The organism is Sphingomonas sp. URJC2 (genome assembly GCF_059803575.1).
The window spans coordinates 1-22,463 of the sequence record NZ_JAPFGX010000035.1 but is presented as its reverse complement, the minus strand read 5'-3'; the positions used below and the strand labels follow the sequence as shown (position 1 = coordinate 22,463).

At 69.3% G+C, this 22,463-nt stretch carries 21 protein-coding genes and 1 pseudogene; 14 read left to right on the top strand and 8 right to left on the bottom strand.

All coding sequences use genetic code 11. The features are described 5' to 3' along the window. Positions 1–8: 8 nt before the first annotated feature. On the bottom strand, positions 9–2,519 hold the full coding sequence (locus tag OPU66_RS11835; protein WP_498553863.1) for a TonB-dependent receptor domain-containing protein: 2,511 nt from the start codon (positions 2,517–2,519) through the stop codon (positions 9–11). Between the two features lie 311 nt (positions 2,520–2,830). On the opposite strand from OPU66_RS11835, the gene OPU66_RS11830 reads away from it, so the two are divergent. Then, positions 2,831–4,090, top strand: a complete 1,260-nt coding sequence (locus OPU66_RS11830) for an MFS transporter (protein ID WP_498553862.1) — start codon at positions 2,831–2,833, stop codon at positions 4,088–4,090. A gap of 67 nt (positions 4,091–4,157) precedes the next feature. Next, positions 4,158–5,018, top strand: a pseudogene (locus OPU66_RS11825) (3-hydroxyacyl-CoA dehydrogenase NAD-binding domain-containing protein); the annotation flags it as partial. A gap of 128 nt (positions 5,019–5,146) precedes the next feature. Here the strand turns inward: OPU66_RS11825 and hemW are convergent. Genes hemW through rph form a run of 3 tightly spaced genes read right to left on the bottom strand, consistent with a single transcriptional unit; the run spans position 5,147 to position 7,660 of the window. Next, on the bottom strand, positions 5,147–6,334 hold the full coding sequence (gene hemW / locus OPU66_RS11820) for a radical SAM family heme chaperone HemW (protein ID WP_498553861.1): 1,188 nt from the start codon (positions 6,332–6,334) through the stop codon (positions 5,147–5,149). Beyond that, positions 6,297–6,935: an RdgB/HAM1 family non-canonical purine NTP pyrophosphatase gene (gene rdgB, locus OPU66_RS11815; RefSeq protein WP_498553850.1), complete on the bottom strand. Its 639-nt coding sequence runs from the start codon at positions 6,933–6,935 to the stop codon at positions 6,297–6,299. Before rdgB ends, hemW begins: the two co-directional genes overlap by 38 nt. Positions 6,936–6,943: 8 nt before the next feature. Then, positions 6,944–7,660, bottom strand: coding sequence for a ribonuclease PH (rph, locus tag OPU66_RS11810; RefSeq protein ID WP_498553849.1), 717 nt, complete (start codon positions 7,658–7,660; stop codon positions 6,944–6,946). A gap of 121 nt (positions 7,661–7,781) precedes the next feature. Here rph and hrcA point away from each other — a divergent pair, with 121 nt between their 5' ends. From hrcA to OPU66_RS11785, 5 genes are all read left to right on the top strand, one after another. Next, a complete protein-coding gene (hrcA, locus tag OPU66_RS11805) occupies positions 7,782–8,831 on the top strand; it encodes a heat-inducible transcriptional repressor HrcA (protein WP_498553848.1) in 1,050 nt (349 codons plus the stop codon). A 14-nt stretch (positions 8,832–8,845) separates the two neighbouring features. Further along, positions 8,846–9,409, top strand: a complete 564-nt coding sequence (locus OPU66_RS11800) for a nucleotide exchange factor GrpE (RefSeq protein ID WP_498553860.1) — start codon at positions 8,846–8,848, stop codon at positions 9,407–9,409. A gap of 283 nt (positions 9,410–9,692) precedes the next feature. Then, on the top strand, positions 9,693–10,064 hold the full coding sequence (secG, locus tag OPU66_RS11795) for a preprotein translocase subunit SecG (protein WP_498553847.1): 372 nt from the start codon (positions 9,693–9,695) through the stop codon (positions 10,062–10,064). A gap of 86 nt (positions 10,065–10,150) precedes the next feature. Further along, complete coding sequence (pyrG, locus tag OPU66_RS11790) at positions 10,151–11,788, top strand: CTP synthase (protein ID WP_498553846.1); 1,638 nt, start codon at positions 10,151–10,153, stop codon at positions 11,786–11,788. 105 nt (positions 11,789–11,893) lie between these two features. Continuing rightward, positions 11,894–12,256 carry a PilZ domain-containing protein gene (locus tag OPU66_RS11785; RefSeq protein WP_498553845.1) on the top strand — a complete coding sequence of 121 codons (363 nt, stop codon included), beginning with the start codon at positions 11,894–11,896 and terminating at the stop codon, positions 12,254–12,256. Between the two features lie 73 nt (positions 12,257–12,329). Here the strand turns inward: OPU66_RS11785 and OPU66_RS11780 are convergent, their stop codons facing one another. After that, the gene (locus OPU66_RS11780; RefSeq protein ID WP_498553844.1) at positions 12,330–12,794 is read right to left on the bottom strand and encodes an Hsp20 family protein; all 465 of its coding nucleotides are present in this window, start codon (positions 12,792–12,794) and stop codon (positions 12,330–12,332) included. Between the two features lie 225 nt (positions 12,795–13,019). Between OPU66_RS11780 and tatB the strand changes: the two genes are divergently transcribed. Together tatB and tatC are read left to right on the top strand one after the other, a co-directional pair. Beyond that, positions 13,020–13,385, top strand: coding sequence for a Sec-independent protein translocase protein TatB (tatB, locus tag OPU66_RS11775; RefSeq protein ID WP_498553843.1), 366 nt, complete (start codon positions 13,020–13,022; stop codon positions 13,383–13,385). Then, positions 13,382–14,173, top strand: coding sequence for a twin-arginine translocase subunit TatC (gene tatC / locus OPU66_RS11770; RefSeq protein ID WP_498553842.1), 792 nt, complete (start codon positions 13,382–13,384; stop codon positions 14,171–14,173). The genes tatB and tatC overlap by 4 nt, the downstream gene beginning before the upstream one ends. A 61-nt stretch (positions 14,174–14,234) precedes the next feature. On the opposite strand, the gene OPU66_RS11765 is transcribed toward tatC, so the two are convergent. The 3 genes from OPU66_RS11765 to OPU66_RS11755 all read right to left on the bottom strand — a co-directional run bounded on the left by OPU66_RS11765 (position 14,235) and on the right by OPU66_RS11755 (position 16,516). After that, positions 14,235–14,366, bottom strand: coding sequence for an entericidin A/B family lipoprotein (locus OPU66_RS11765; RefSeq protein ID WP_498553841.1), 132 nt, complete (start codon positions 14,364–14,366; stop codon positions 14,235–14,237). 347 nt (positions 14,367–14,713) lie between these two features. After that, the gene (locus OPU66_RS11760) at positions 14,714–16,297 is read right to left on the bottom strand and encodes a sensor histidine kinase (protein WP_498553840.1); all 1,584 of its coding nucleotides are present in this window, start codon (positions 16,295–16,297) and stop codon (positions 14,714–14,716) included. 45 nt (positions 16,298–16,342) lie between these two features. After that, a complete protein-coding gene (locus OPU66_RS11755) occupies positions 16,343–16,516 on the bottom strand; it encodes a NepR family anti-sigma factor (RefSeq protein ID WP_498553839.1) in 174 nt (57 codons plus the stop codon). Between the two features lie 319 nt (positions 16,517–16,835). Between OPU66_RS11755 and OPU66_RS11750 the strand changes: the two genes are divergently transcribed. The 5 genes from OPU66_RS11750 to OPU66_RS11730 all read left to right on the top strand — a co-directional run bounded on the left by OPU66_RS11750 (position 16,836) and on the right by OPU66_RS11730 (position 22,375). After that, positions 16,836–17,654 (top strand): response regulator, encoded by an 819-nt coding sequence (locus OPU66_RS11750; protein ID WP_498553859.1) that lies wholly within the window; start codon positions 16,836–16,838, stop codon positions 17,652–17,654. A gap of 134 nt (positions 17,655–17,788) precedes the next feature. Further along, positions 17,789–17,923 (top strand): hypothetical protein, encoded by a 135-nt coding sequence (locus tag OPU66_RS11745; protein ID WP_498553838.1) that lies wholly within the window; start codon positions 17,789–17,791, stop codon positions 17,921–17,923. Positions 17,924–18,028: 105 nt separating this feature from the next. Then, positions 18,029–18,751, top strand: a complete 723-nt coding sequence (locus tag OPU66_RS11740) for a sigma-70 family RNA polymerase sigma factor (protein WP_498553837.1) — start codon at positions 18,029–18,031, stop codon at positions 18,749–18,751. Between the two features lie 376 nt (positions 18,752–19,127). Further along, entirely contained in the window at positions 19,128–21,908 is a 2,781-nt protein-coding gene (locus OPU66_RS11735) for a bifunctional [glutamine synthetase] adenylyltransferase/[glutamine synthetase]-adenylyl-L-tyrosine phosphorylase (protein ID WP_498553836.1), read from the top strand. A gap of 5 nt (positions 21,909–21,913) precedes the next feature. After that, the gene (locus OPU66_RS11730) at positions 21,914–22,375 is read left to right on the top strand and encodes a peroxiredoxin (protein WP_498553835.1); all 462 of its coding nucleotides are present in this window, start codon (positions 21,914–21,916) and stop codon (positions 22,373–22,375) included. Positions 22,376–22,463 lie beyond the last annotated feature (88 nt).

Genomic DNA, 22,463 nt, shown 5'->3' with positions numbered 1-22,463 from the left:
CGTCGCCATCAGAAGTCGAACCGCAGCGCGGCCGAGACGGTGCGGCCGTTGATCGAGCGCGCGCGCACGATGTTGTCGGCCGGGATCGCGCCTTCCTCCGCCTCGGTGAAGCCATTGACATCGAACAGATTGTTGGCGTTCAACGACAGGGTGACGCGCGGTGCCGGGCTGAACCGGGCAAAGGCGTTGACCTGGGTGAAGCCCGGCAGCTTCAGCCGGTTGTCGTCCTGCGCGAAGCTGTCGGTGGTGCCGACCATGTTCGCGCCCAGCGCGAACCGCCCGGTCTCATATTGAGCGGTCGCCTGATAGATGAAATCGGCCTGGCGGCGCGGGCGGTTGCCGGCGGTGGCCGGGTTGACCGCGTCGCGGGTGATTTCGGCATCGGTATAGGTCGCGCCCGCCGACAGGGTGAACCCGCCCCGGCGGATGCTGCCTTCCACTTCCAGCCCCCAGGCGCGGTAAGACCGGTCGAACAGCCTTTGCGTCGTCGCCTCGAAATTCTGTTCCTCGGTGCGGGCGTGGAACAGCGTGGCGTAAAGCTGGGTTCCGCCGTCGCGATATTTCACCCCGCCTTCGAGCTGGCGGACGAAATCCACCGCCAGCGCCGGGTTGCGCAGCGCGCCGGTGGTGGTGCTGACATTGTTGTCGTTGAACAGCAGCCGGTCGGCATTGGCGCGGCCGCCGCGCGCATAGCTGGCGAACAGCGCCAGCGTGTCGGCCAGCCGGTAGCTGAGGCCCAGCGAGTAGGACAGGTAATCATAATTGTAATCGACCGGGGCCGGGCTGCCGAGCGGGACGACCGCGCTCAGCTGTTCGGCGGGCGAGATGCTGCCATTGCCGTCGACATCGACCGGCCGGGTGCCGACGCGCCCGCCGCCCAGATCCGCGCCGAAGGTCGTGCCGCGCGCGCGGCCGAAATCGTAACGCAGCGCGCCATCGACCGACAGCTTGCCGAACCGCATGTTGAGCGAGGCGAAAGGCGCGTTGGTGTCGTAGCTCAGATCATAGACGCGCCGGCAGCAGCCGCCGAAAAAGCTCGCGCCATAGGCGACGGTGCCGTTGTCGGTGACCGCCGCGCCGCCGGCGGTGCGGATGTCGATCAGCCCGGCATTGCCGCCGCCGCGCACTTCCAGCAGGTGCGACGTCCACAGCCAGTCGGTCGCGATCTCCTGCCGCGACTTGTAGAAGCCGAAGGTCACCGCACCCTCGCCGCCGCCGATCGACAGATCGCGGGTCAGGCGCAGATCATTGGTGATGTTATCAAGGCTGTTGAGCCGGGTGTTGAACAGCACGACGCGCGCAACGAGCGTGCCTGTCGGCACCGCCTGCCCGGCATTGGGGCCGGTCGCAAAGCGCGCGGTCGCGCCCGCGCCGCCCAGTTCGGTCGCAATCGCGCCGGCAGTGCCGACCGAGGCCGGGAAGGGCGAGGTGAAGCCGCCCGACACGTCGGAGAAGCGGAACCGGTTGACCAGCGTCCAGTCGTCATCGACGTCGACCGAGGTTTCAAAGCCGAACGCCTTGACCAGCGGGCGCATCCCGTCGGTCACGTCGAACCGCTCGGGCACATTCTGGCCGTTGAGCGACAGCGCCTGCAAAAATCCGCGCGAATGCAGGCTGTCGCCGTTGATGCTGAAGCCGGGCAGGCTGGTATAGACCGGATCGGCATCGGTGCCGGTCACGCGCACCGGATTGGGCAGATAGCCGACCGCGCGGTCGTCCAGATATTTGCCGTAGAAGCGGATATAGCCGCCCTCGAACGTGCGGGTGACGTTGAGCTTGATCTGCCCGCCCTTCAGCCCGTCATAGCCGAGCCGGCGCGGCCCTTCGCCCTGGCGATAGAAGCCGCCGACATGGAAGCTCCAGTCCTTGCCGATCGGCGCGCCATAATCGAAATCGACGCGATATTCCTCATAATCCAGCCCGAGCGTCGTCTGGATCGCGCCGCCCTGCTGCTCGCCGGTCTTGGAGATGAAGTTGATCACCCCGCCCGGCGAGTTGGAGGCGAAGGTCGAGGCCGAGCCGCCGCGCACCGCCTCGATCCGGGCGATGTTGAAATCGGCCCGCACGAAGATATCGGCATTGCCGAAGGTGATGTCGCCAAACTCAAGGACGGGCAGACCGTCTTCGTGCAGCTGGAGGAATTTGGCCCCGCCCGAGGCGACCGGCAGGCCGCGCACGGCGATATTGGCATTGCCTTCGCCGCCCGAGGCTTCGGCGCGGATGCCGGGGATCTGGCGGAACGCCTCGGCCGCTGAACGCGGTGCGAGGTCGATCAGCGCCGCGCCCGACAGCGCGCTGGTTGCCACCGTGGCGTCGAGCCGGTTCTGGCCGCGCGCCACGGCGGTGACGACGATGTCGTCGGCGGGCGCGGCGGACGAGTCGCTGTCTTGGGCGGAATCGGCCTGGGTGGTGTCGGCCTGGGCCGGCTCTGCGGCCGGCATGGCCCGGGCGGGCATCGCGGCGGCGATCGCGAGCGCCGGCAACATGACGCCAGTCAGCAATGCGTGGTGCTTCACCATATCCTGCATCTCCCCTGCTTGCCGTTTTTGCCACGGCGTTGGCAGCGGTATAAATGGATGCAATCGATTGTGCAATCGATTGCAATATTCGTTGCCGCCACCGGCGCGTGCGTTATGGTGCGGCAACAGGCGACCGTGACAAGGCCATCGCGCAGCGTTGGCCGCCGGCCGCCGGGGAGCAGGAGAGGCAGATGACCGCCACCCAGATACGCGGGGAATCCGCCAGCCCGGCCGGCAGCCCAGCCGCCAGCCCAGCCGGCGAATCGCCCGCCGCTGCCAAGCCGCGCCTGTCGCTGCTGCGCATTGCCGAAATGAATCTGGGGTTCCTCGGCCTCCAGTTCAGCTTCGGGCTGCAACAGAGCAATATGGGGCCGATCTATGCCTATCTGGGCGCGGACGAGGCGAGCCTGCCGCTGCTGTGGCTCGCCGGGCCGATGACCGGGCTGATCGTCCAGCCGCTGATCGGCGCGCTCAGCGACCGCACGGTGTCGCGCTTCGGGCGGCGCACGCCCTATTTCCTGATCGGGGCGCTGCTGTGTTCGCTGTGCCTGTTCGCGATGCCGCACAGCCCGGCGCTATGGGCGGCGGCCAGCCTGCTCTGGGTGCTCGATGCCGCCAATAATGTGACGATGGAGCCGTATCGCGCCTATGTCAGCGACCGGCTGGCCGCCGATCAGCGCCCGCTCGGCTTTCTGACGCAAAGCGCCTTTACCGGCCTGGCCCAGACCCTGTCCTATCTCTCGCCATCTATCCTCGTCTGGTGGGGGGTGGGGGCCGATGCGGTCGGCGCGAACAACATCCCGACCGTGACCGGGATCGCCTTTGCGGTCGGCGGCGTGCTGTCGCTGTCGACGGTGCTGTGGTCGGTGCTGCGCGTTCCCGAACTGCCGCTCAGTTCGGCGGAAGCCGCGGCGCTCCATGCCGCGCGCGCCGCGCCGGGCGGGGCGCTGGCCGATCTGGGGCGGGCGATCCGCGACATGCCCGCCCCGATGCGGGCGCTGGCGCTGCCGATGCTGTGCCAATGGTATGCGATGTTCGCTTACTGGCAGTTCGTGGTCCATGCGCTGGCGCGCAGCCTGTTCGATACCGCCGATCCGCTGAGCGCGGGCTTTCGCGAGGCGGCGCTGCTCAACGGCCGGCTGGGCGGATTTTACAATTTCATCGCCTTTGCCGCCGCGCTGGCGATGGTGCCGCTCGTCCGCCGCGCCGGCCCGGCCCGCATCCATGCGCTGGCGCTGACCGCGTCGGGCGCGGCGATGCTCGTGCTGCCAACGCTCACCGATCCCTGGCTGATGGCGCTGCCGATGCTGGGCATCGGCATTGGCTGGGCGAGCATGATGGGCAATCCCTATGTGATGCTCGCCAATGCCATCCCGGCGGAACGCACCGGCATCTATATGGGCATTTTCAACATGTTCATCGTCGTGCCGATGATGATCCAGAGCCTGACCATGCCGCTGATCTACCGGCCGCTGCTGGGCGGCGATCCGCGCCATGTGCTGATGCTGTCGGGCGCGCTGATGCTGCTGGCCGCGCTGCTGACGCTGCGGGTCAGGCCGCAGCGCGGCTGACCCGCGCTTGCCCGGCGCGGGCGGCCGGGGCATATCGCCGCCGCATTGTCGCGTGACGGAGATTGAGATGGACATTGTGGGCGTGATCGGTGCCGGCCAGATGGGTGCCGGCATTGCGCAGGTGTCGGCGCAGGCCGGCTATCAGGTGCTGCTCGCCGATGTGGATGTCGCGCGTGCCGAGGCCGGCAAGGCCGGCATCGGCCGCCAGCTCGACCGGCTGGTCGCCAAGGACAAGCTGGCGGCGGCCGAGCGCGACGCGGTGCTCGCCCGCATCACCCCCGTCGGCGATCATGCCGCCTTCGCCCCGGCCGGGCTGGTGATCGAGGCCGCGACCGAGAATGAGGCGATCAAGCGGCGCATCTTCGAAAGCGTGGGCGCGGTGCTCGCGCCCGAGGCGATCCTCGCGTCCAACACCTCGTCGATCCCGATCACCCGGCTGGCGCAGGCGGCGCCCGATCCGGCGCGCTTCATCGGCGTGCATTTCTTCAACCCCGTGCCGGTGATGGGGCTGATCGAGGTGATTTCCGGGCTGGCGACCGCGCCCGCGACGGTCGCGGCGGTCGAGGCCTTTGCCGCGCGGCTCGCCAAGCGCGTCGTTCATGCGCAGGACGCGCCCGGCTTCATCGTCAACCGCGTGCTGATGCCGATGCTCAACGAAGCCTTTTTCGCGCTGGGCGAGGGGGTGGCGAGCATCGCCGACATCGACGCCGCCTGCCAGCTGGGCCTCAACCACCCGATGGGCCCGCTGACGCTCGCCGATTTCATCGGGCTGGACACCTGCCTGTCGATCACCCGCGTGCTGTTCGAAGGCAGCGGCGACCCCAAATTCCGCCCCGCGCCGCTGCTGGTAAAATATGTCGAGGCGGGCTGGCTGGGCCGCAAGACCAAGCGCGGCTTTTACGATTATTCGGGACCGGAGCCGGTGCCGCCCCCGCGCCGAGAGGCGCGCAACAGACAAACCCGGCGTGAGCCGCACCACAAACAACTTCCGCCCCCGCGCCGAGAGGCGCGCAGCAAACAACCTGCCGTGAGGCACGCAAACACGCTCCCCGCAACTCAGGCGACGATGTCCCCCAGCAGCCGGTCGAGCACCAGCATCCCGGCCGGCAGCACGCGCAACCGGTCGCCGGTCTGCGCGACCAGCCCGTGCGCGGCCAGCCGGCGCACGGCCGTCCCGTCGACAAGCGCGTCGGGCGCACGGCCGGTGAGCGCCGCGAGGCGCGCCAGATCGACGCCCTCGTCGAGCCGCAGCCCCATCATCAGCGCTTCGGCGGCGCGGATGTCGGCGGGCAGCACATCCTCGCTCTGGATGCCATGGCCGTTGCGCGCGGTAGCGGCGAGGAAGTTTTCCGGTTTTTTGTGGCGCAGCGTGGCCCTGCCCAGCCGCCGGCCATGCGCGCCCGGCCCGACGCCCAGATAGTCGCCATAACGCCAATAGGTCAGGTTGTGCCGGCTTTCTGCCCCCGGGCGGGCATGGTTCGACACCTCATAGGCCGGGCGGCCCGCCGCCGCCGTCATCGCCCGCGTCTGCTCGAACAGGTCGGCAGCACGCTCGGTGTCGAGCGGCACGAGCTTGCCCTGCGCGGCAAGGGTGGCAAAGCGCGTCCCCGGCTCGATCGTCAGCTGGTAAAGCGACAGATGCTCGGTGCCGAAGGCGAGCGCGCGGGCCAGCTCCGCCGCCCAGTCCCCGGCCGACTGGCCGGGGCGGGCATAGATCAGGTCGATGCTCACCCGCTCAAAGGCGCGCTGCGCGGTGGCGAGCGCGGCCAGCCCCTCGTCCAGCCCGTGCGCCCGGCCGAGAAACACCAGCGCCGGATCGTCGAGCGCCTGCAGGCCGAGCGACACGCGGTTGACCCCCGCCTGCGCCAGATCGGCAAAGCGCGCCGCCTCGACCGATGAGGGATTGGCCTCGAGCGTGATTTCGATGTCGGGCGTGAACCCCCAATGCGCCTGCGCCGCGGCTATCAGCGCGGCGGCGGTCGCGGGCGGCATCAGCGAGGGCGTGCCGCCGCCGAAAAAGATCGACGACAGCCGCCGCCCCGGCGTCAGCGCCGCTTCATGCGCCAGATCGGCGAGCAGCGCGTCGCGCCACTGATCCTCGTCCACCGCCGCGCGGACATGGCTGTTGAAGTCGCAATAGGGGCATTTGCGGACGCAGAACGGCCAGTGGATATAGAGCGCGAGCGGCGCGTCCTGCCCGGCCGGATCAGCCAAAGACGGCGGCCACCAGCTTGGCAAAGGCATCGGCACGGTGGCTGATCCGGTGCTTTTCGGCTGGGTCGAGTTCGGCAAAGCTGACGTCATGACCGCGCGCGACGAACACCGGATCATAGCCAAAGCCCAGCGTTCCGCGCGGCGGCCAGACCAGCCGGCCATCGACCCGCCCCTCGAACAGTTCGGCATGGCCATCGGGCCAGGCCAGAGCGAGGGTGCAGGCGAACCAGGCCGAACGGTCGGCATCCGGGCCGAGTTCGGCCAGCAGCCCTTCGACCTTGCCCATCGCCAGATACCAGTCGCGCCCCGGCGGCCCTTCAAAGGGCTGGCGCTCCGCCCAGTCGGCGGTGGCGACGCCGGGCCGCCCGCCCAGCGCCGGCACGCACAGCCCGCTGTCGTCGGCGAGCGCCGGCAGGCCCGCGCCTGCGGCGGCCGCATGCGCCTTGATCAGCGCATTGTCGGCAAAGCTCTGCCCGGTTTCGGCCGGTTCGGGCAGGCCGAGATCGGCGGCGGACACCGGGTCGATGCCAAAGGGTTCGAGCAGCGCGCGAATCTCGCGCACCTTGCCCTGGTTGTGGCTGGCGATGACCAGCCGGCCCGGTTCCAGCCTGCGTGCCGCCGCCTGCGCCATGGCGTGCCTCAGGCCGTGCGGGCGCGGGCGATCGCCGCGTCCTGCGCCGCGAAGATGTCGGCACAGCCCATCCGCGCCAGCCGCAGCAGCCGCAACAGCCCTTCCTCGTCATAGGTCGCGCCTTCGGCGGTCGCCTGCGCCTCGACGATCCGGCCATCGTCGGTCAGCACGAAGTTTGCATCCGCGCCGGCCGAGGAATCCTCGGGATAATCAAGGTCGAGCACCGCCATGTCCTGCCAGATGCCGCAGCTGACCGCGGCGACCTTGGCGCGGATCGGATCGACGGCAAGGCCCAGCCGGTCGACCGCGAGGCGCAGCGCCACCCAGGCGCCAGAGATCGCCGCCGTCCGCGTGCCGCCATCGGCCTGGATGACGTCGCAGTCGAGCGTGATCTGCCGCTCGCCCAGCGCCTTCAGGTCGGTGACCGCGCGCAGGCTGCGGCCGATCAGCCGCTGGATTTCCTGCGTCCGGCCCGACTGCTTGCCCTTGGCCGCCTCGCGCGCGCCGCGCGTGTGGGTGGCGCGCGGCAGCATCCCATATTCGGCTGTCACCCAGCCTTCGCCCTTGCCGCGCAGGAACGGTGGCACGCGCTCCTCGACGCTTGCGGTCACGAGCACGCGGGTGTCGCCAAAGCCGATCAGGCACGAGCCCTCGGCGTGACGGGTGAAATGCGGCTCGATGGTGATGGCGCGCATCTGATCGGGCGCACGGCCGGAAGGTCGCATGGCGGTTCCTTGAACAAAGACGATGGTGTCGGGCGAAAGCCGGCCTCTAGGCCGGGGCGGGGGGCGGGTGCAAGTTCGGGGTGACGAATCCGCCGGCGATTCCTACATTGGGGCGATGGATATGCCGGTCACTGATCTGCCGATCGCCGAGCTGTCGGAGCGTGCGCGCGACGTGTTCCGCGTCGTCGTCGAAAGCTATCTCGGCACCGGCGCGCCGGTCGGCTCGCGGACGATTTCGAAACTGGGCGGGTTCAACCTGTCGCCGGCCTCGATCCGCAACGTCATGCAGGATCTGGAAGAAGCCGGGCTGCTGTCCGCGCCGCATGTCTCGGCCGGGCGGATGCCGACCGATCTGGGGCTGAGGCTGTTCGTCGATGCGATCATGCAGGCGGCCGAGCCGTCGGCGGAAGAACGGCGCATGATCGAACAGCAGCTGACCGAGGAGGGACCGGTCGAACAGGCGCTGGCGGCGGCGACCGCCGCGCTGTCGGACCTGTCGGCCTGTGCCGGGATCGTGATGGTGCCCAAGCGCGCGCCCCGGCTGCGCCAGATCGGCTTTGTGCCGCTGTCGGCCGAACAGGCGCTGGCGGTGCTGGTCGGCCAGGATGGCAGCGTTGAAAACCGCGTCGTCGATCTGCCGCCGGGCGTGACCGCGACCAGCCTGATCGAGGCATCAAACTTTGTCAGCAGCGCGCTTGCCGGGCTGACGCTCGACGAGGCGCGCCACCGGCTGGCCGCCGATATCGGGCGGGGGCGGGCGGCGCTCGATGCCGCCAGCCGGGCGCTGGTCGAGCGCGGCCTTGCGATCTGGTCGCAGGACAATGACCGCCGCCCGGTGCTGATCGTGCGCGGCCAGTCGCACCTGATCGACGATGCCGCCGCCGCCGACCTCGTCCGCGTCCGCCAGCTGCTCGAAGAGCTGGAGGACAAGGAGGAAATCTCCCGCCTGCTCGACAGCGCGACCGAGGCGGCGGCGACCAAGATATTCATCGGGTCGGAAAACAAGCTGTTCGCTTTGTCCGGCTCATCCGTTATCGCCGCGCCCTATCGCGGTGCCGACGGGCGCGTGGTCGGCGTGGTGGGCGTGATCGGGCCGACCCGGTTGAACTACGCCCGCATCGTTCCCATGGTGGATTTCACCGCGCAAACCCTTTCAAGACTGATGGCATGATGATTGACAACGACATGATCGACGATGACGTGAGCGCCGGTTCGGGCGCGACGGCGGATGCCGATGCGGCCCCGGCGGGCGAGCCTGCCGGCGGCAACGCGGCGGGCGACCCGGCGGCGCGGATCGCCGCGCTCGAGGCCGAGCTGGCCGAGGCGCGGGCCGCGACGCTCTATGCCCAGGCCGAGACGCAGAATGTTCGCCGCCGGATGGAAAAGGACGCCGCCGACGCGCGCGCCTATGCCGCCACCGCTTTTGCCCGCGACGTGCTGAGCGTGTCCGACAATCTGGAACGCGCGCTGGCGGCGATTCCGGCCGAGCTGCGCGACGATGACCGGTTCAAGGCGCTGGTCATCGGCCTTGAGGCGACGGGGCGCGAGATCGCCAGCGTGTTCGAACGCCACGGCATTTCGCGCATCCAGTCGCTGGGCGAAAAGCTCGATCCCAACCGCCACCAGGCGATGATGGAGATCGCGTCGGACGCCGAGGCCGGAACCATCGTTCAGGAAATGCAGCCGGGCTTCATGATCCGCGACCGGCTGCTCCGTCCCGCGCTGGTCGGAGTGGCCAAGGCTGGGTGAGGTTTTCGGGGGAGGTTGTGGCGCAGGGGTTTGTTTGATGGGAAGAACGGCACCGGCCCGCAACCCCACCCGGCCTCCCACATGATACTGCCGTTGGGAGGCCGGGTGGGGGTGCGGGCCGGTGCCGCCCCCGCGCCGCAAGGCGCGGCACAACAAACCCCCCGCGCCGCGCAAAAAACAACCCGCCCCACGACACTCCCCCCACCGCCAAACCACCCCGCAGATTGATTCCCCGGCGGGGCATGGCTAAAGACCCCGCCTCCCACAGGGTGAAAGCAGGCCGATGTTTACATTCCTTCTTGTCGTTCAGGCGATCATCGCGACCGCGCTCGTCACCGTCATCCTGATGCAGCGTTCGGAAGGCGGCGGCCTGACCGGTGGCAGCCCGACCGGGCTGATGTCGGCGCGCGGCGCGGCCGATTTCCTTACCCGCGCGACCGCTATTCTGGCGACTTTGTTCATCCTGTGCTGCGTCGCGCTGGCGACGATTGCGGCGATGAACAACAAGACCCGCAAGGTCGACGCCTCGGCCGTCACCGCCGCCCCGGTCGCCGCACCCGCAGCGCCCGCACCGGCCGAAGACCCGCTGGCCGCCGCCGCGCGTCAGGCGGGCGCGGCCGAGCCGGCCCCGGCGAACGCGCCTGCGGCCAAATAATCCCCATCCTTTTGGGGCGCGGTAAGGCTTTTTTTCCGCGCCCCGGCTTGCCCCGGGTGCCCCGGGGCGGCTAAGCGCCAACCCCCATGGCGCGGTATATATTCATCACCGGCGGCGTGGTCTCCTCGCTCGGCAAAGGTCTCATGGCGGCGTCGCTCGCCGCGCTTTTGCAGGCGCGCGGATACCGCGTACGCATCCGGAAATTCGATCCCTATCTCAACGTCGATCCGGGGACCATGTCCCCCTATCAGCACGGGGAAGTCTACGTCACCGACGACGGGGCCGAGACCGATCTCGATCTTGGCCATTATGAACGCTTTACCGGCGTTCCCAGCCGCCAGTCGGACAACATCACCTCGGGCCGCATCTACCAGACGATCATCCAGCGCGAGCGCCGGGGCGATTATCTGGGCGCGACCGTGCAGGTGATCCCGCACGTCACCGACGCGATCAAGGCCTTTGCCCAGGCCGAGACCGACGATCTGGATTTCGTGCTGTGCGAAATCGGCGGCACGGTGGGGGATATCGAATCGCTGCCGTTCATCGAGGCGATCCGCCAGCTGCGCAACGAACTGGGCCGCGACCAGACGGTGTTCGTGCATGTGACGCTGGTGCCCTATATCGCGGCGGCCGGCGAGCTGAAGACCAAGCCGACCCAGCACAGCGTGCGCGAGCTGACTGCGCTTGGCATCCAGCCCGATGTGCTGGTGTGCCGCTGCGAACATCCGCTGCCCGAGGGCGAACGCGCCAAGATCGCGCTGTTCTGCAACGTCGCCAAGGAAGCGGTGATCCAGGCGCTTGATTCGCGCAGCATCTATCAGGTGCCGCTGCAATATCATGCCGAGGGGCTGGACCGTCAGGTGCTGCGCGCCTTCGGCATCGAAACCCCGCCGGCCAGCCCCGATCTGGGGCGCTGGTCCGACATTGTCGACCGGGTCGAAAATCCCGAGGGCGAGGTGACGATCGGCGTGGTCGGCAAATATGTCGGCCTGCCCGATGCCTATAAGTCGCTGCACGAGGCGCTGGTCCATGGCGGGCTGGCCAATCGGGTCAAGGTCCATGTCAAATGGCTCGATGCCGAGCTGTTCGAGAATGATGCCGAGCAGGTCGCGGCCACGCTGGAGCCGATGCACGGCATTCTCGTGCCCGGCGGCTTTGGCGAGCGCGGATCGGAAGGCAAGATCGCGGCGGTGCGCTTTGCGCGCGAACGCGGCGTGCCGTTTTTCGGCATCTGCCTCGGCATGCAGATGGCCTGTATCGAAGGCGCGCGCAATCTGGGCGGGCTGGCCAAGGCCTCGACCACCGAATTCGGCCCGACCGAGGAGCCGGTCGTCGGCCTGATCACCGAATGGATGACCGCCGAGGGGCGCGAGCGCCGCGCCGCGGACGGCGATCTGGGCGGGACGATGCGGCTGGGCGCCTATCCGGCGGCGCTTGCCCATAACAGCGTGGTGTCGTCCATCTATGGCGCGACCGAGATCAGCGAGCGCCATCGCCACCGCTACGAAGTCAATGTCCATTACCGCCCGCTGCTCGAGGATGGCGGGCTGATGTTCAGCGGCCTCAGCCCCGACGGGCAGCTGCCCGAGATTGTCGAGCGGCCCGACCATCCCTGGTTCGTCGGCGTGCAGTTCCACCCCGAGCTCAAGTCCAAGCCGTTCGACCCGCATCCGCTGTTCCGCAGCTTCGTGGCCGCGGCCGTCAAGCAGAGCCGGCTGGTCTGAACCCGGTTCCGCCCGGCCGGCGCCCCGCATGCCGGCCGGGTGCGGCGGAACATCCTGAACGCCGTCTTTACCCTGCCTTTACGCGGCTAAGGCTAGCCCTTGGCCATGCGAAACCAACCCTTGCGCGACATTGTGGGCGGGCTTGATGACGGCATCGGCCCCAATCTCAGGGAAAGGCGCTATGCGTGCCTGCTGGTCGGCACCATCGCCCGCGCGGGGGCGCGCAACCGGATGCGGATCACGGTGCGCAACATCTCCGCCCATGGCCTGATGGGCGAATGCGCCTATCCGCCGCGCGCCGGCGATCTGGTCGATATCGACATTCCCGGCATCGGTGCGGTGACCGCCCATGTCCGCTGGGGCGACGGGCAGCGTATCGGCGTCGAGTTTGACGGGCCGATCGATCCGACGCTGGCGTTCGAGCGCAACCGGATGCTCAGCCGCTCGCCGCTGCAAAGCGCGCACTGATCCCGACACGGCAAAACGGGCGTCCCGTCGCCGGGACGCCCGCTGCATATTCGGTTGGCGAAGCCGGTGCCGCTCAGGCGGCGTCGCGATGCTCGATCACCGGGGCCGGGGCGGTGTCGCGGGTGATCGCGATCTTCTGCGGCTTCATCGCTTCGGGCACTTCGCGCACCAGATCGATGGTCAGCAGCCCGTCGGCAAGGCCCGCTGCCTCGACGCGGACGAAATCAGCGAGTTCGAAGCGGCGCTCGAAGCTGCGCGTCGCGATCCCGGAATGCAGGAAGCGCGACCGGTCCGGGCTCTGCTCTTTCTTGCCGGTGACGAGCAGCAGATTCTGCTGCGCGGTGATGTCGATCTCCTCGGCCTTGAAGCCGGCGACGGCAAGCGTGATCCGATACCGGTCCTCGGCCAGCCGCTCGAGATCGAACGGGGGGAAATTGTCGCCGGCCGATGCGGCGCGGGCGCTGTTTTCCAGCAGGTCGAACAGCCGGTCGAAACCGACCATGGAACGGCGATAGGGGGTCAGGTCGAAACTGCGCATATCAAATCCTCGCATGAGCAAAATGATGGGGTGGCGCCCCGCAAGTGGCGACGCCGATTGCGTTTTTTGCCCGGCCCCGGATGTGGCGACCGGACAGTGCAAGACTTAGGTGGCCATTCGCCGCCTTCAAGGGGCGGTGCGTGCCCGCTGCGTGGCAGCGGCCCGGCGATTTGGCCGCAGGCGGTGATTTTCCCCGCCGCCAAAATGCTCTAAGCGGGCGCCCTGATGTTCGATATCGCCCCCCAGGAATTGCTGCTGTGCGCGATCGTCGCCCTGGTGGTGATCGGTCCCAAGGATCTGCCGCGCGCGATGCGCGTGCTCGGCCGCTGGGTCGCCAAGCTGCGCGGCGCGGCGCGGCATTTCCGCTCCGGCTTCGACGCGATGGTGCGCGAGGCCGAGCTTGAGGAGATGCAGCGCAAATGGGCGGAGGAAAATGCCCGCATCATGCGCGAATATCCCCAGGCTGCCCCGTCTGCTTCCCCGGCATCCGGCGCCGAAGCGGTGGTGGAAATGCCGCCCGAGGCCGGGCCGGAGATGACGCCGCTGCCCCCGCCCGGCGATGATGCCGCCGGGCGCGGAGAGGCGCGATGATCGGCGACATCGACGAACGCCGCGCGCCGCTGCTCGACCATCTGATCGAGCTGCGCCGCCGCCTGCTGTGGTCGATCGCGGCGCTGGCCGGGGCGTTTTTCGCCTGCCTGTATTTTGCCGAGCCGATCTTTGCCTTTCTCGTCCAGCCGCTGATCGCGGCGGGGCAGGGCAAGATCATCTACACCGATGTGTTCGAGGCGTTTTTCGTCAATCTGAAGGTCGCGTTCTTTGCCGCGATCATGGTCGCCTTTCCGGTGATGGCGACGCAGCTCTGGGCGTTCGTCGCGCCCGGCCTGTACCGGCAGGAAAAACGCGCGCTGCTGCCGTTTTTGATGATGACGCCGGTGCTGTTCACCGCCGGGGCGGCGCTTGCCTATTATGTCGCGATGCCGGTCGCGCTGCGCTTCCTGCTCGGCTTTCAGGGGGATATCGGCGGCATCCAGCAGGAAGCATTGCCGGGCGTCGGCAATTATCTGTCTTTCGTCACCAAGTTCATTTTCGGCTTTGGCGTTGCGTTCCTGACGCCGGTGCTGCTGATGCTGCTCGAACGCGCCGGGATCGTGACCCGTGCCCAGCTGGTCGCCGGGCGGCGCTATGCGATCGTGATCGCGTTCGTCATCGCCGCCGTGCTGACGCCGCCCGATGTGCTGTCGCAGCTGCTGCTCGCGGTGCCGCTGGTGCTGCTCTACGAACTCGCGCTGATCGCGATCTGGTTCACCGAGCGCCGCCGTGGCCGCGCGCGCCCGGCGGGCACCGGCGACGCGGAGCGCGATGAAGGCGCGGCCTGACGCCGCCGCGCCCCAGGCAAGTTGCAACCGCGCCGGCTGATCCGGCGGATCGGAAGCCGCTTTAGTCCTTGATTTCCTCCTTCACCTCGTTGCTGGCCGACTGAAGGTCCTTGCCTGCGCCCGAAACGGTGTTGCACGCGCCAATGGCGAGGCTGGCGGCGATCAGGACAAGGCCTAGATGTCTGCGGATCATGTTCGGTCTCCCGGATAAGGGGTGATGCACGGCGCGCAAAGTTGCGGCCCGCCCTGCTGCAATGCCCGAGGCCGGCCAGTGTTCCGGCCAGTGTTCCGGCGCGTTCCGGCCCGGATCCGCGGCATCGCGCGTTCGATCTGCGGCATTTTCCGGGTCGCCGGGCGGATCGGCCCGGGCCGAACATGCTAGGACCCGGAAATGACAGGCCGGGGGGCGGCCAGCATTTCCGGGTCCATGTACGCGGACAGCGAGAGCGGGGGGGCAAATATTCGCTATCCGGACCCAGAAACGCTGCGGCATCCGCCGGGGTTCCGTGCCGCACGGATTTTTTTGGGGCGGCCGCGCACTCAGCCCATCAGGGGCGCGGCAACCGGCACGGCGACAGGCTGGAGCAGCGCAAAGTCGACGGCGAAGCGGCCGGTGTCCCCGTCGCGGTCGAGCGGGGTCCGCAGCTGGCGTGACAGGCCCTCAAGCACCCGGCCATAGCGTTCGGCGAGCAGCTGGGCGATCAGTTCGCCATCGGCAAGCGCCGGCGACACGAGCGTCAGCCGCGCCCGCCCCGGAGTGTCGATGGGGGCGATCGTGATACCGATCGATGCCGCCGGGTCGATCGTCATCGCCAGTTCGATCAATTCGGTCAGCAGGAAGGCGAGCGGAATGGCGGTGTCCTGCGCCACGTTCAGGCTCGGCACGTCGATGCGGATGGTCGGCAGCGGCTCGTTGCCGGTCCCGGTGATCGCGGTGGTGCGCAGATTGGAGGTCAGCTCGCCGATCAGGCCGTGCAGGTTGAGGCCGCGATTGTCCTCCAGCTCGGCGAAATGGTTGCGGTGGACGACGGCCAGCGCGTCCACCCGGCGGCCGATCGTGGCATAGGCGGCAATCGCCTCTTCCGCGCGGGCGGCGCGGGCGTGCAGGTTGATCAGGCTGGAGACGACCTGAAGATTGTTCTTCACCCGGTGATGCACCTCGCGCGTCAGCCGCGTCTGCCGGGTCAGGCCGAGCGCCAGCTGCGCTTCATGGGCGGCCACCGTCTGGCTGATCGCGCTGAACGTGTCGCCCAGGTCGGCGATTTCGCGCGCGGGCACGGTCATCCGCGCCGGGCTGGGGAGGATCCGTCCCGGCTGATAGCCGGAAATCGTCGCGTGCAGCCGGGCCAGCGGGTCGAGCACGAAGCGGTGAATGACCAGCCACGCGACCGCCAGCGCCGCGACCCACATCATCACCGGGGTCAGCATGGTGATCATCTGCGTGGCGGTGAACGGCGCGCGCTCGACCGCGAACATCAGGTCCAGCCCCGTGCGCGGCACGCGGACCGTCACCCGTTCGAGCCGTTCCACCACCGGCAGCGCGAACTCGCTGATCAGCGCCAGCCGCTCGCCCCCCGACGCCAGCACCACACGCAGCGGCCAGAGCCGTTCCTGCGGCGTGACCGTGCGGCGCAGATCGGCCAGTCCGTAACGGGCGATGCCGATGAATGCGCCCGTCGCGCTGCGGGCGTTGAGTTCGACCGACTGGTCGGCGATGCGCACCGCCCCGGCCGGTCGCGCCCGCGCCGGCTCATCCGCCGCCAGTGCCAGTGCGCCGCAGATCGGCCGCCCGCCGCGCGTGACGAGCAGGAAATTGTCGGAGTCGAGCAGCGCCGTGCCGAACACGCTGCGGGTGCGGGCGCACACCGCCAGTTCGTCGGCACCGCTTTCGAGCAGGTTGACCGCGGCCCGCAGCGCCGTGACATCGACGGTGATTTCCGCTGCCAGCCGCCGCGCCGCGCCGTCGGCAGCGATGCGCAGCAGCGCCCGCCGTTCAAGATCGACGCTGCGGCTGTTCTGGATCGCCGCATAGATCGCCAGACACCCGAGCGGGAGCAGCGCGAGGCTGAGCAGGACGAGCAATCGGGTGCCGGTCGCCAGTCGGGCGAAGCGGCGGGCAATCATCGGGTCGCCCGGCGCACGGGGGCAGCGCTGTCCATCGGTGCGAGGCTATTTCAGCTTGCCGAGCAAATCCAGCATGTCGGGGGGAATGTCTTCATCGACGGCGCTGTCGTACAGCGCGCGCAGCGCGCGCCCGACACTGTTATCGGCCAGCCTGGGGTCGCCCTGGCCAGCCGGCCGGCGCTCCTTTGGCTTTTGCGGATCCTTACGTTGTGCGCCCAAAACCCAATACGCCCCCAGAAGCGACGCACCCGCCCGGTGGGAGGCCCGCCAGTGGAAAGGTGACAACCGCCGGTCTGCCGCCCGATCGCGGCACGCCTGTTCGAATCAATAATGCGACCTTGCAGGCGAGGAAACCAATATTCATTTCGATTGTTCCGCCACCGCGCCCATTTTTTTGTCGCCGGGCGCATCGGCCGGGCTGGAGACGGAAAACCGGGATGGCGACGGCAAACTTGTCAGGCGATGGCGATGGCCTCACAGTTTGCCGGCGGCCCGGGTCCGGTCCGGACGGTGGCGACGCATGGAGGACTGGTCGAACATGACGCTTGGTCAACATCTGGCCCCACATCTTCCCTTTCTGCGCCGCTATGCGCGCGCGCTCACCGGGGAACAGGCACAGGGCGATGCCTATGTGAAGGCGACGCTGCAGGCGATTGTCGATGCGCCCGACCAGTTTCCGCGCGACATCGATCCGCGGCTGGGGCTGTACCGGACGTTCCAGGCGATCTGGACGTCGGTCAACGTCGCCAATGACGACGAGGCGACCGATGTCGCGGACACCGCACCGGGAACGATGGCGAGCGACGAGGCGGTCGCCCATGCCCGGCTTGCCCGGCTGACCCCGCTGCCGCGCCAGGCGCTGCTGCTGACCGCGATGGAGGGGTTCACCCTTGAGGACACGGGCCATCTGCTCGGGCTGACTGCCGGCGAGGTCGAGGCGCTGGTCGCCGATGCGCTGGCCGAGATCGAGGCGCAGACCCGCGCCGACGTGCTGATCATCGAGGATGAGCCGATCATCGCCATGGATCTGGAAACCATCGTCCGCGATCTCGGCCATGACGTGACCGGCGTTGCCGTCACCCGCGACGAGGCGGTGGCGCAGGCGCGCGCCCGCCGGCCGGGGCTGGTGCTGGCCGATATCCAGCTGGCCGATGACAGTTCGGGCATCGATGCCGTCCGCGACATTCTGGACGAGTTTGCCGTGCCGGTGATTTTCATCACCGCCTTTCCCGAACGGCTGCTGACCGGCGAACGGCCCGAGCCGACCTTCCTGATCACCAAGCCGTTCCAGCGCGCGACGGTGAAGGCGGCGATCGCGCAGGCGCTGTTTTTCGACCGCGCGACCGTGCCGGCCTGATCGCGGTCCTGCCGCCGGCGTGCTGCCGCCCCGCTGGGGCGGCGGAACCGGTTTTGTTTCAGGGCGTTGTTCCGTAATGAACGGACTGATTGCAGCCGCGCCGGTGCGCGGCCGGGTCCGGCCTGGGACAGGATATGATGGCCGATGAGGAAATTCACCGCTCCCCGACCGAGGCGCGCGCCGGGACTACGCCGGGCATTGTCCGCTATATCCTGCTGATTTCCACGGGCCTGCTGGTGACGGCCTTTGCCGTCATCCTGCTGGTTTGAGCGTGCTTGAGCAGACCCCCCGCGCGGGGACAGCGGAACGGGCCTGTTCCCGACCGGCCCGATGGTCCATGATGGTTGCGGCTGCCAGCCAGTGCGGGGTCACGCATGACCGATAGCGTCCGCCACCTTGATCCGGATACCGAAACGGTCGCCGACCGGGCGGGCGGCCCGGTGCCGCATCAGCCGCTGAGCGATGCGGCGTTTCGCGAGCAGCTGGCGCTCGTCATTCCGCATTTGCGGGCCTTTGGCCGGTCTTTGTCGGGCAGCCGCGATCTGGCCGACGATCTGGTGCAGGAAACGCTGATGAAGGCGTGGGGCGCGCGGGCCCGCTTTCAGGCGGGCACCAACATGCGCGCCTGGACCTTCATCATCCTGCGCAACCTGTTCCTGTCGCAGATGCGGCGCGCGCGGTTTCGCGGCGAATGGGACGATCTGGCGGCGGAAAGGCTGCTGGCGGCCCCGGCGGGGCAGGACCGCCATGTCGAGCTGGCCGATCTGCACCGCGCGCTTCAGCATCTGCCCCAGCCGCAGCGCGAGGCGCTGATCCTCGTCGGCGCGGGCGGCTTTGCCTATGAGGAGGCGGCGGAGATTTGCGGCGTCGCGGTCGGCACGATCAAGAGCAGGGTCGCGCGCGGCCGGGTGGCGCTGGAGGCATTGCTGAGCGAAGGCCGGTTGCCGTCGCGCCGCCACGACCGGCGGGCGGGCGGGCGCGGCGCGCTGGATGCGATCATGGCCGAGGTCGATCAGCTGAGCGCCCGTCCCGATCGCCCTTCCGCCCCCGAACCGTCCGGGGCGGCCGCGCTGCCGGAGGATGACGGAGCCGACTGAGCAGCGGGCGGCTGAAAGGGAATCGCGTCCAGCCGGTGCGCCAGCGCCTGCCAGTCGCCCGGCCATGGCACCTGATCCGGCGGCACGTCGCGGCCGGGATCGCGCCGATCCGCGCCTGCGCCAAAGGCGGCGGCGAGCACCCGGCCGACCGCTTCGATCCCGATGCGGCCCCGGACGCGGCCCCTGATGCGACCATCGTCGGGTCCAGGCAGAGGCGCAATGGCGCGCTTCGGGGGCGGGGAATCAAACATAGTATAGGCTGAACGCAAAAGCGTGCGTCCGGTTGCCGGCCATGCGGCAGGCGGTTGACCGCTGTGTTGCGCGACCATTGACGCCCGGTTGCAGCCGACGCCGGCATTGGTCACATCTGACGGCCATGGAACCTGCCGCGCCGCCGTCTTCGCCGATATCCGCCCCCTCTGTCCCCGCCCAGTCTGCCCCCGCCCCGTTCCCGCCCGGTCAGGCGCCGCCGGCGAAAGACGCCCTGCAGGGTGCCATCGCCCGCGCCCGTGCCGAGGCACCGTTTCTGCGCCATCTGCTCGACCGTCATGCCGATCTGGCCGGTCTGCTGGCGGCGGGCGATCTGGCCGGCGCGCTGGCCGCGGCGCGGGCGGAGAGCGACAGCGATCCTCTGGCGCGCACGCTGCGGCGGCTGCGCGCGCGGCTGGCGCTGGTGCTCGCAATCGGCGATCTCGCTGGGTTGATCGATCTGGAAACTGTCACCGCCACCTTGTCGGATCTTGCCGATCTGGCGCTCGACCGGGCGATTGCGGCGGCGATTGCGGAGCGCACCCCCGGCGCGCCGGCCACGGGCTTCGTTGCCATCGCGCTCGGCAAGCATGGCGGGCGCGAACTCAATTATTCGTCCGACATCGATCCGATCTTCCTGTTCGATCCCGACACGCTGCCCTGCCGTCCGCGCGAGGAACCGGGTGAGGCGGCGGTGCGGATCGGCCGGCGCGTCGTCGAGCTGCTGCAGGCGCGCGATGCCGATGGCTATGTGTTCCGCGTCGATCTGCGGCTGAGGCCCTCGCCCGAGGTCACGCCCATCGCGCTGCCGGTCGAAGCGGCGATCAGCTATTATGAATCAAGCGCGCTGGCATGGGAGCGGGCGGCGTTCGTCCGCGCCCGCGTGGCGGCCGGCGATGCCGCGCTGGGGCGGATGTTCCTTGAAGCGGTGCGCCCCTTTGTCTGGCGGCGCGCGCTCGATTTCGGCGCGATCGGCGAGATGCAGGCCATGTCCGGGCAGATCCGCGCCCATCATGCCGCCGGCCAGAGTCTGGGGCCGGGGTTCGATCTGAAGCGCGGCCGGGGCGGCATCCGCGAGGTCGAGTTCTTCACCCAGATCCACCAGCTGATCCATGGCGGGCGCGACCGCGATCTTCGCATCGCGACAACGCTCGATGCCCTGGCAGCGCTCGCCGCGCGCGGGCTGGTCGCGGCGGATGAGGCTGCGCGGCTGGCGGCGGCCTATCGGCTCTACCGCACCATCGAGCACCGGCTGCAAATGGTCGATGACCGGCAGACCCATGCCCTGCCCGCCGATGCGGCGGCGCTCGATGCGGTTGCGCGGCTGCACGGGCTGGCCGACGGGGCGGCGCTGGTGTCGGCGCTGGCCCCGCATGTCGCGACCGTTGCCGAGATATATGGCGCGCTGGGGGGCGATGACGCGCCCGGCCTGCCGCTCGACGAGGATGCGCTCGACCGGGTGCTGGCCGCAGCCGGGTTCGATCCGCCCGGCCCGGCGCGGGCGACGATTGCGCGCTGGCGCGGCGGTGGTGTGCGCGCGCTGCAAAGCGCCGCGGCGCGCGCCGCGCTCGAAGACATGCTGCCGGTGCTCGTCACCGCGCTGGGCGAGGCCCCCGATCCCGACCGGGCGCTGCACCGGCTGGACGATATCGTCGCGCGCGTGCCGACCGCCCTCAACTTTTTCCGCCTGCTCGCGGCGCGGCCGGCGCTCGCCCGGCTGCTGGCGGGGATATTGAGCCATGCGCCCGCGCTCGCCGCCGATCTCGGCCGGCGGCCGGACCTGCTCGACGGGCTGATCGACGCCACCGCCTTTGCGCTGCCGCCGGGTCTCGATGCGCTCACCGCCCAGTTTGCCGGCGGCGATGCCGACCGGGGCTATGAAGGGCTGCTCGATCATGTCCGCAAGGCGGTGGGGGAGCGGCGCTTCGCGCTCGGCGTCCAGATCCTCGAAGGCGCGAGCGATCCGCTCGACGTCGCCGCCGGCTATGCCCGCGTCGCCGAGGCGGCGCTGGTCACGCTGGCCGATGCGGCGGTTGCCGAACATGTCGCCGCCCATGGCCGGGTGCCGGGCAGCGAGCTGACGATCATCGCGCTCGGCCGGCTGGGCGGGCAGGCGCTCACCTATGCGTCGGACCTTGACCTCGTCTATCTGTTCACCGGCGATTTCATGGCCGAATCCGATGGCCCGCGCCCGCTGGAGGCGACGCGCTATTATGCCCGGCTCGCCCAGCGCGTGACCGCTGCCCTGTCCGCGCCGACCGCCGCCGGGCCGCTTTACGACATCGACACGCGGCTGCGCCCGTCCGGGGCCAAGGGGCTGCTGGCGGTCACCGTCCAGTCCTTTGCCGAATATCAGGCGCGCGAGGCCTGGACCTGGGAGCATATGGCGCTGGCCCGCGCGCGCCCGGTCTATGGCTCGGCGGCGGCGCGGGCGGCGGTGCAGGCGGCGATCGATGCCGCGCTCGCCGCGCCGCGCGACGTGCCCCGGCTGCTCGCCGATGCGGTGGCGATGCGCCGCGACATGCGCGCGCACAAGCCGCCGGCCGGGCCGCTCGATGCCAAGCTGGTCGAGGGCGGGCTGGTCGATCTGGAGTTTTGCGTGCATGTCGCCCAGCTTGAGCATCGCTGCGGCGTCGACCCCGATCTCAGGCGCGCGATTGCCGCACTGGTCGATGCCGGGCTGCTGCCGCCCGCGCTCGGCCCCGCGCATGACATGCTGACCCGGCTGCTCGTCACGCTGCGCCTCGTTGCCCCCGATGCGCAGGAGCCGCCGCCCCCCGGCCGCGCGCTGATCGCCCGCGCCTGCGGCTTTGCCGACTGGCCGGCGCTGCTTGCAGGCTATGCCGAGGCGCGGCAAAGCGTCGCCGACTGCTGGGCGCGGATCGTCGCGCGGAGCGAGGAGGGCTGAGGATCATGGTTCAGGTCGGTGACATGGCGCCCGAGGCGGCGTTCGAGACGATGGATGGCGCGCAGACGACGCTGGCCACCTGGCGCGGCCGCAAGCTGGTGCTGTATTTCTACCCCAAGGACGATACGCCCGGCTGCACCAAGGAAGCGCAGGCCTTTACCGAACTTGCCGCCGCGTTCGACGCCGCCGGCACGGCGATCCTCGGCGTGTCGAAGGACAGCGCCAAAAAGCACCAGTCCTTCACCGCCAAATATGGCCTTGGCGTTCCGCTCGCCACCGATGCCGATGGCGCGCTGCTCGAAGCGTTCGGCGCGTGGGTGGAAAAGAGCATGTATGGCAAAAGCTATATGGGCATCGACCGCTCGACCTTCCTGATCGATGCCGAGGGGCGGATCGCGCGCATCTGGCGCAAGGTGAAGGTGCCGGGCCACGCCGCCGAGGTGCTGGCCGCCGCGCAGGCGCTGTGACGCCGCCAGAGCGGCCGGGCATGGCGGATGTGGCCGGTGCCGCGCGGGCGGTGCTCGACGCGGCGGAGCCGGCGGACAAGGTGCGCGC

Bases quoted from the DNA above. Each gene is read 5' to 3' on its own strand.
- OPU66_RS11835 (WP_498553863.1), bottom strand. From the start codon at position 2,519: ATGGTGAAGCACCACGCATTGCTGACTGGCGTCATGTTGCCGGCGCTC.
- OPU66_RS11830 (WP_498553862.1), top strand. From the start codon at position 2,831: ATGAATCTGGGGTTCCTCGGCCTCCAGTTCAGCTTCGGGCTGCAACAG.
- hemW (WP_498553861.1), bottom strand. From the start codon at position 6,334: ATGCCTTTGCCAAGCTGGTGGCCGCCGTCTTTGGCTGATCCGGCCGGG.
- rdgB (WP_498553850.1), bottom strand. From the start codon at position 6,935: ATGGCGCAGGCGGCGGCACGCAGGCTGGAACCGGGCCGGCTGGTCATC.
- rph (WP_498553849.1), bottom strand. From the start codon at position 7,660: ATGCGACCTTCCGGCCGTGCGCCCGATCAGATGCGCGCCATCACCATC.
- hrcA (WP_498553848.1), top strand. From the start codon at position 7,782: ATGCCGGTCACTGATCTGCCGATCGCCGAGCTGTCGGAGCGTGCGCGC.
- OPU66_RS11800 (WP_498553860.1), top strand. From the start codon at position 8,846: ATGATCGACGATGACGTGAGCGCCGGTTCGGGCGCGACGGCGGATGCC.
- secG (WP_498553847.1), top strand. From the start codon at position 9,693: ATGTTTACATTCCTTCTTGTCGTTCAGGCGATCATCGCGACCGCGCTC.
- pyrG (WP_498553846.1), top strand. From the start codon at position 10,151: ATGGCGCGGTATATATTCATCACCGGCGGCGTGGTCTCCTCGCTCGGC.
- OPU66_RS11785 (WP_498553845.1), top strand. From the start codon at position 11,894: ATGCGAAACCAACCCTTGCGCGACATTGTGGGCGGGCTTGATGACGGC.
- OPU66_RS11780 (WP_498553844.1), bottom strand. From the start codon at position 12,794: ATGCGCAGTTTCGACCTGACCCCCTATCGCCGTTCCATGGTCGGTTTC.
- tatB (WP_498553843.1), top strand. From the start codon at position 13,020: ATGTTCGATATCGCCCCCCAGGAATTGCTGCTGTGCGCGATCGTCGCC.
- tatC (WP_498553842.1), top strand. From the start codon at position 13,382: ATGATCGGCGACATCGACGAACGCCGCGCGCCGCTGCTCGACCATCTG.
- OPU66_RS11765 (WP_498553841.1), bottom strand. From the start codon at position 14,366: ATGATCCGCAGACATCTAGGCCTTGTCCTGATCGCCGCCAGCCTCGCC.
- OPU66_RS11760 (WP_498553840.1), bottom strand. From the start codon at position 16,297: ATGATTGCCCGCCGCTTCGCCCGACTGGCGACCGGCACCCGATTGCTC.
- OPU66_RS11750 (WP_498553859.1), top strand. From the start codon at position 16,836: ATGACGCTTGGTCAACATCTGGCCCCACATCTTCCCTTTCTGCGCCGC.
- OPU66_RS11745 (WP_498553838.1), top strand. From the start codon at position 17,789: ATGATGGCCGATGAGGAAATTCACCGCTCCCCGACCGAGGCGCGCGCC.
- OPU66_RS11740 (WP_498553837.1), top strand. From the start codon at position 18,029: ATGACCGATAGCGTCCGCCACCTTGATCCGGATACCGAAACGGTCGCC.
- OPU66_RS11735 (WP_498553836.1), top strand. From the start codon at position 19,128: ATGGAACCTGCCGCGCCGCCGTCTTCGCCGATATCCGCCCCCTCTGTC.
- OPU66_RS11730 (WP_498553835.1), top strand. From the start codon at position 21,914: ATGGTTCAGGTCGGTGACATGGCGCCCGAGGCGGCGTTCGAGACGATG.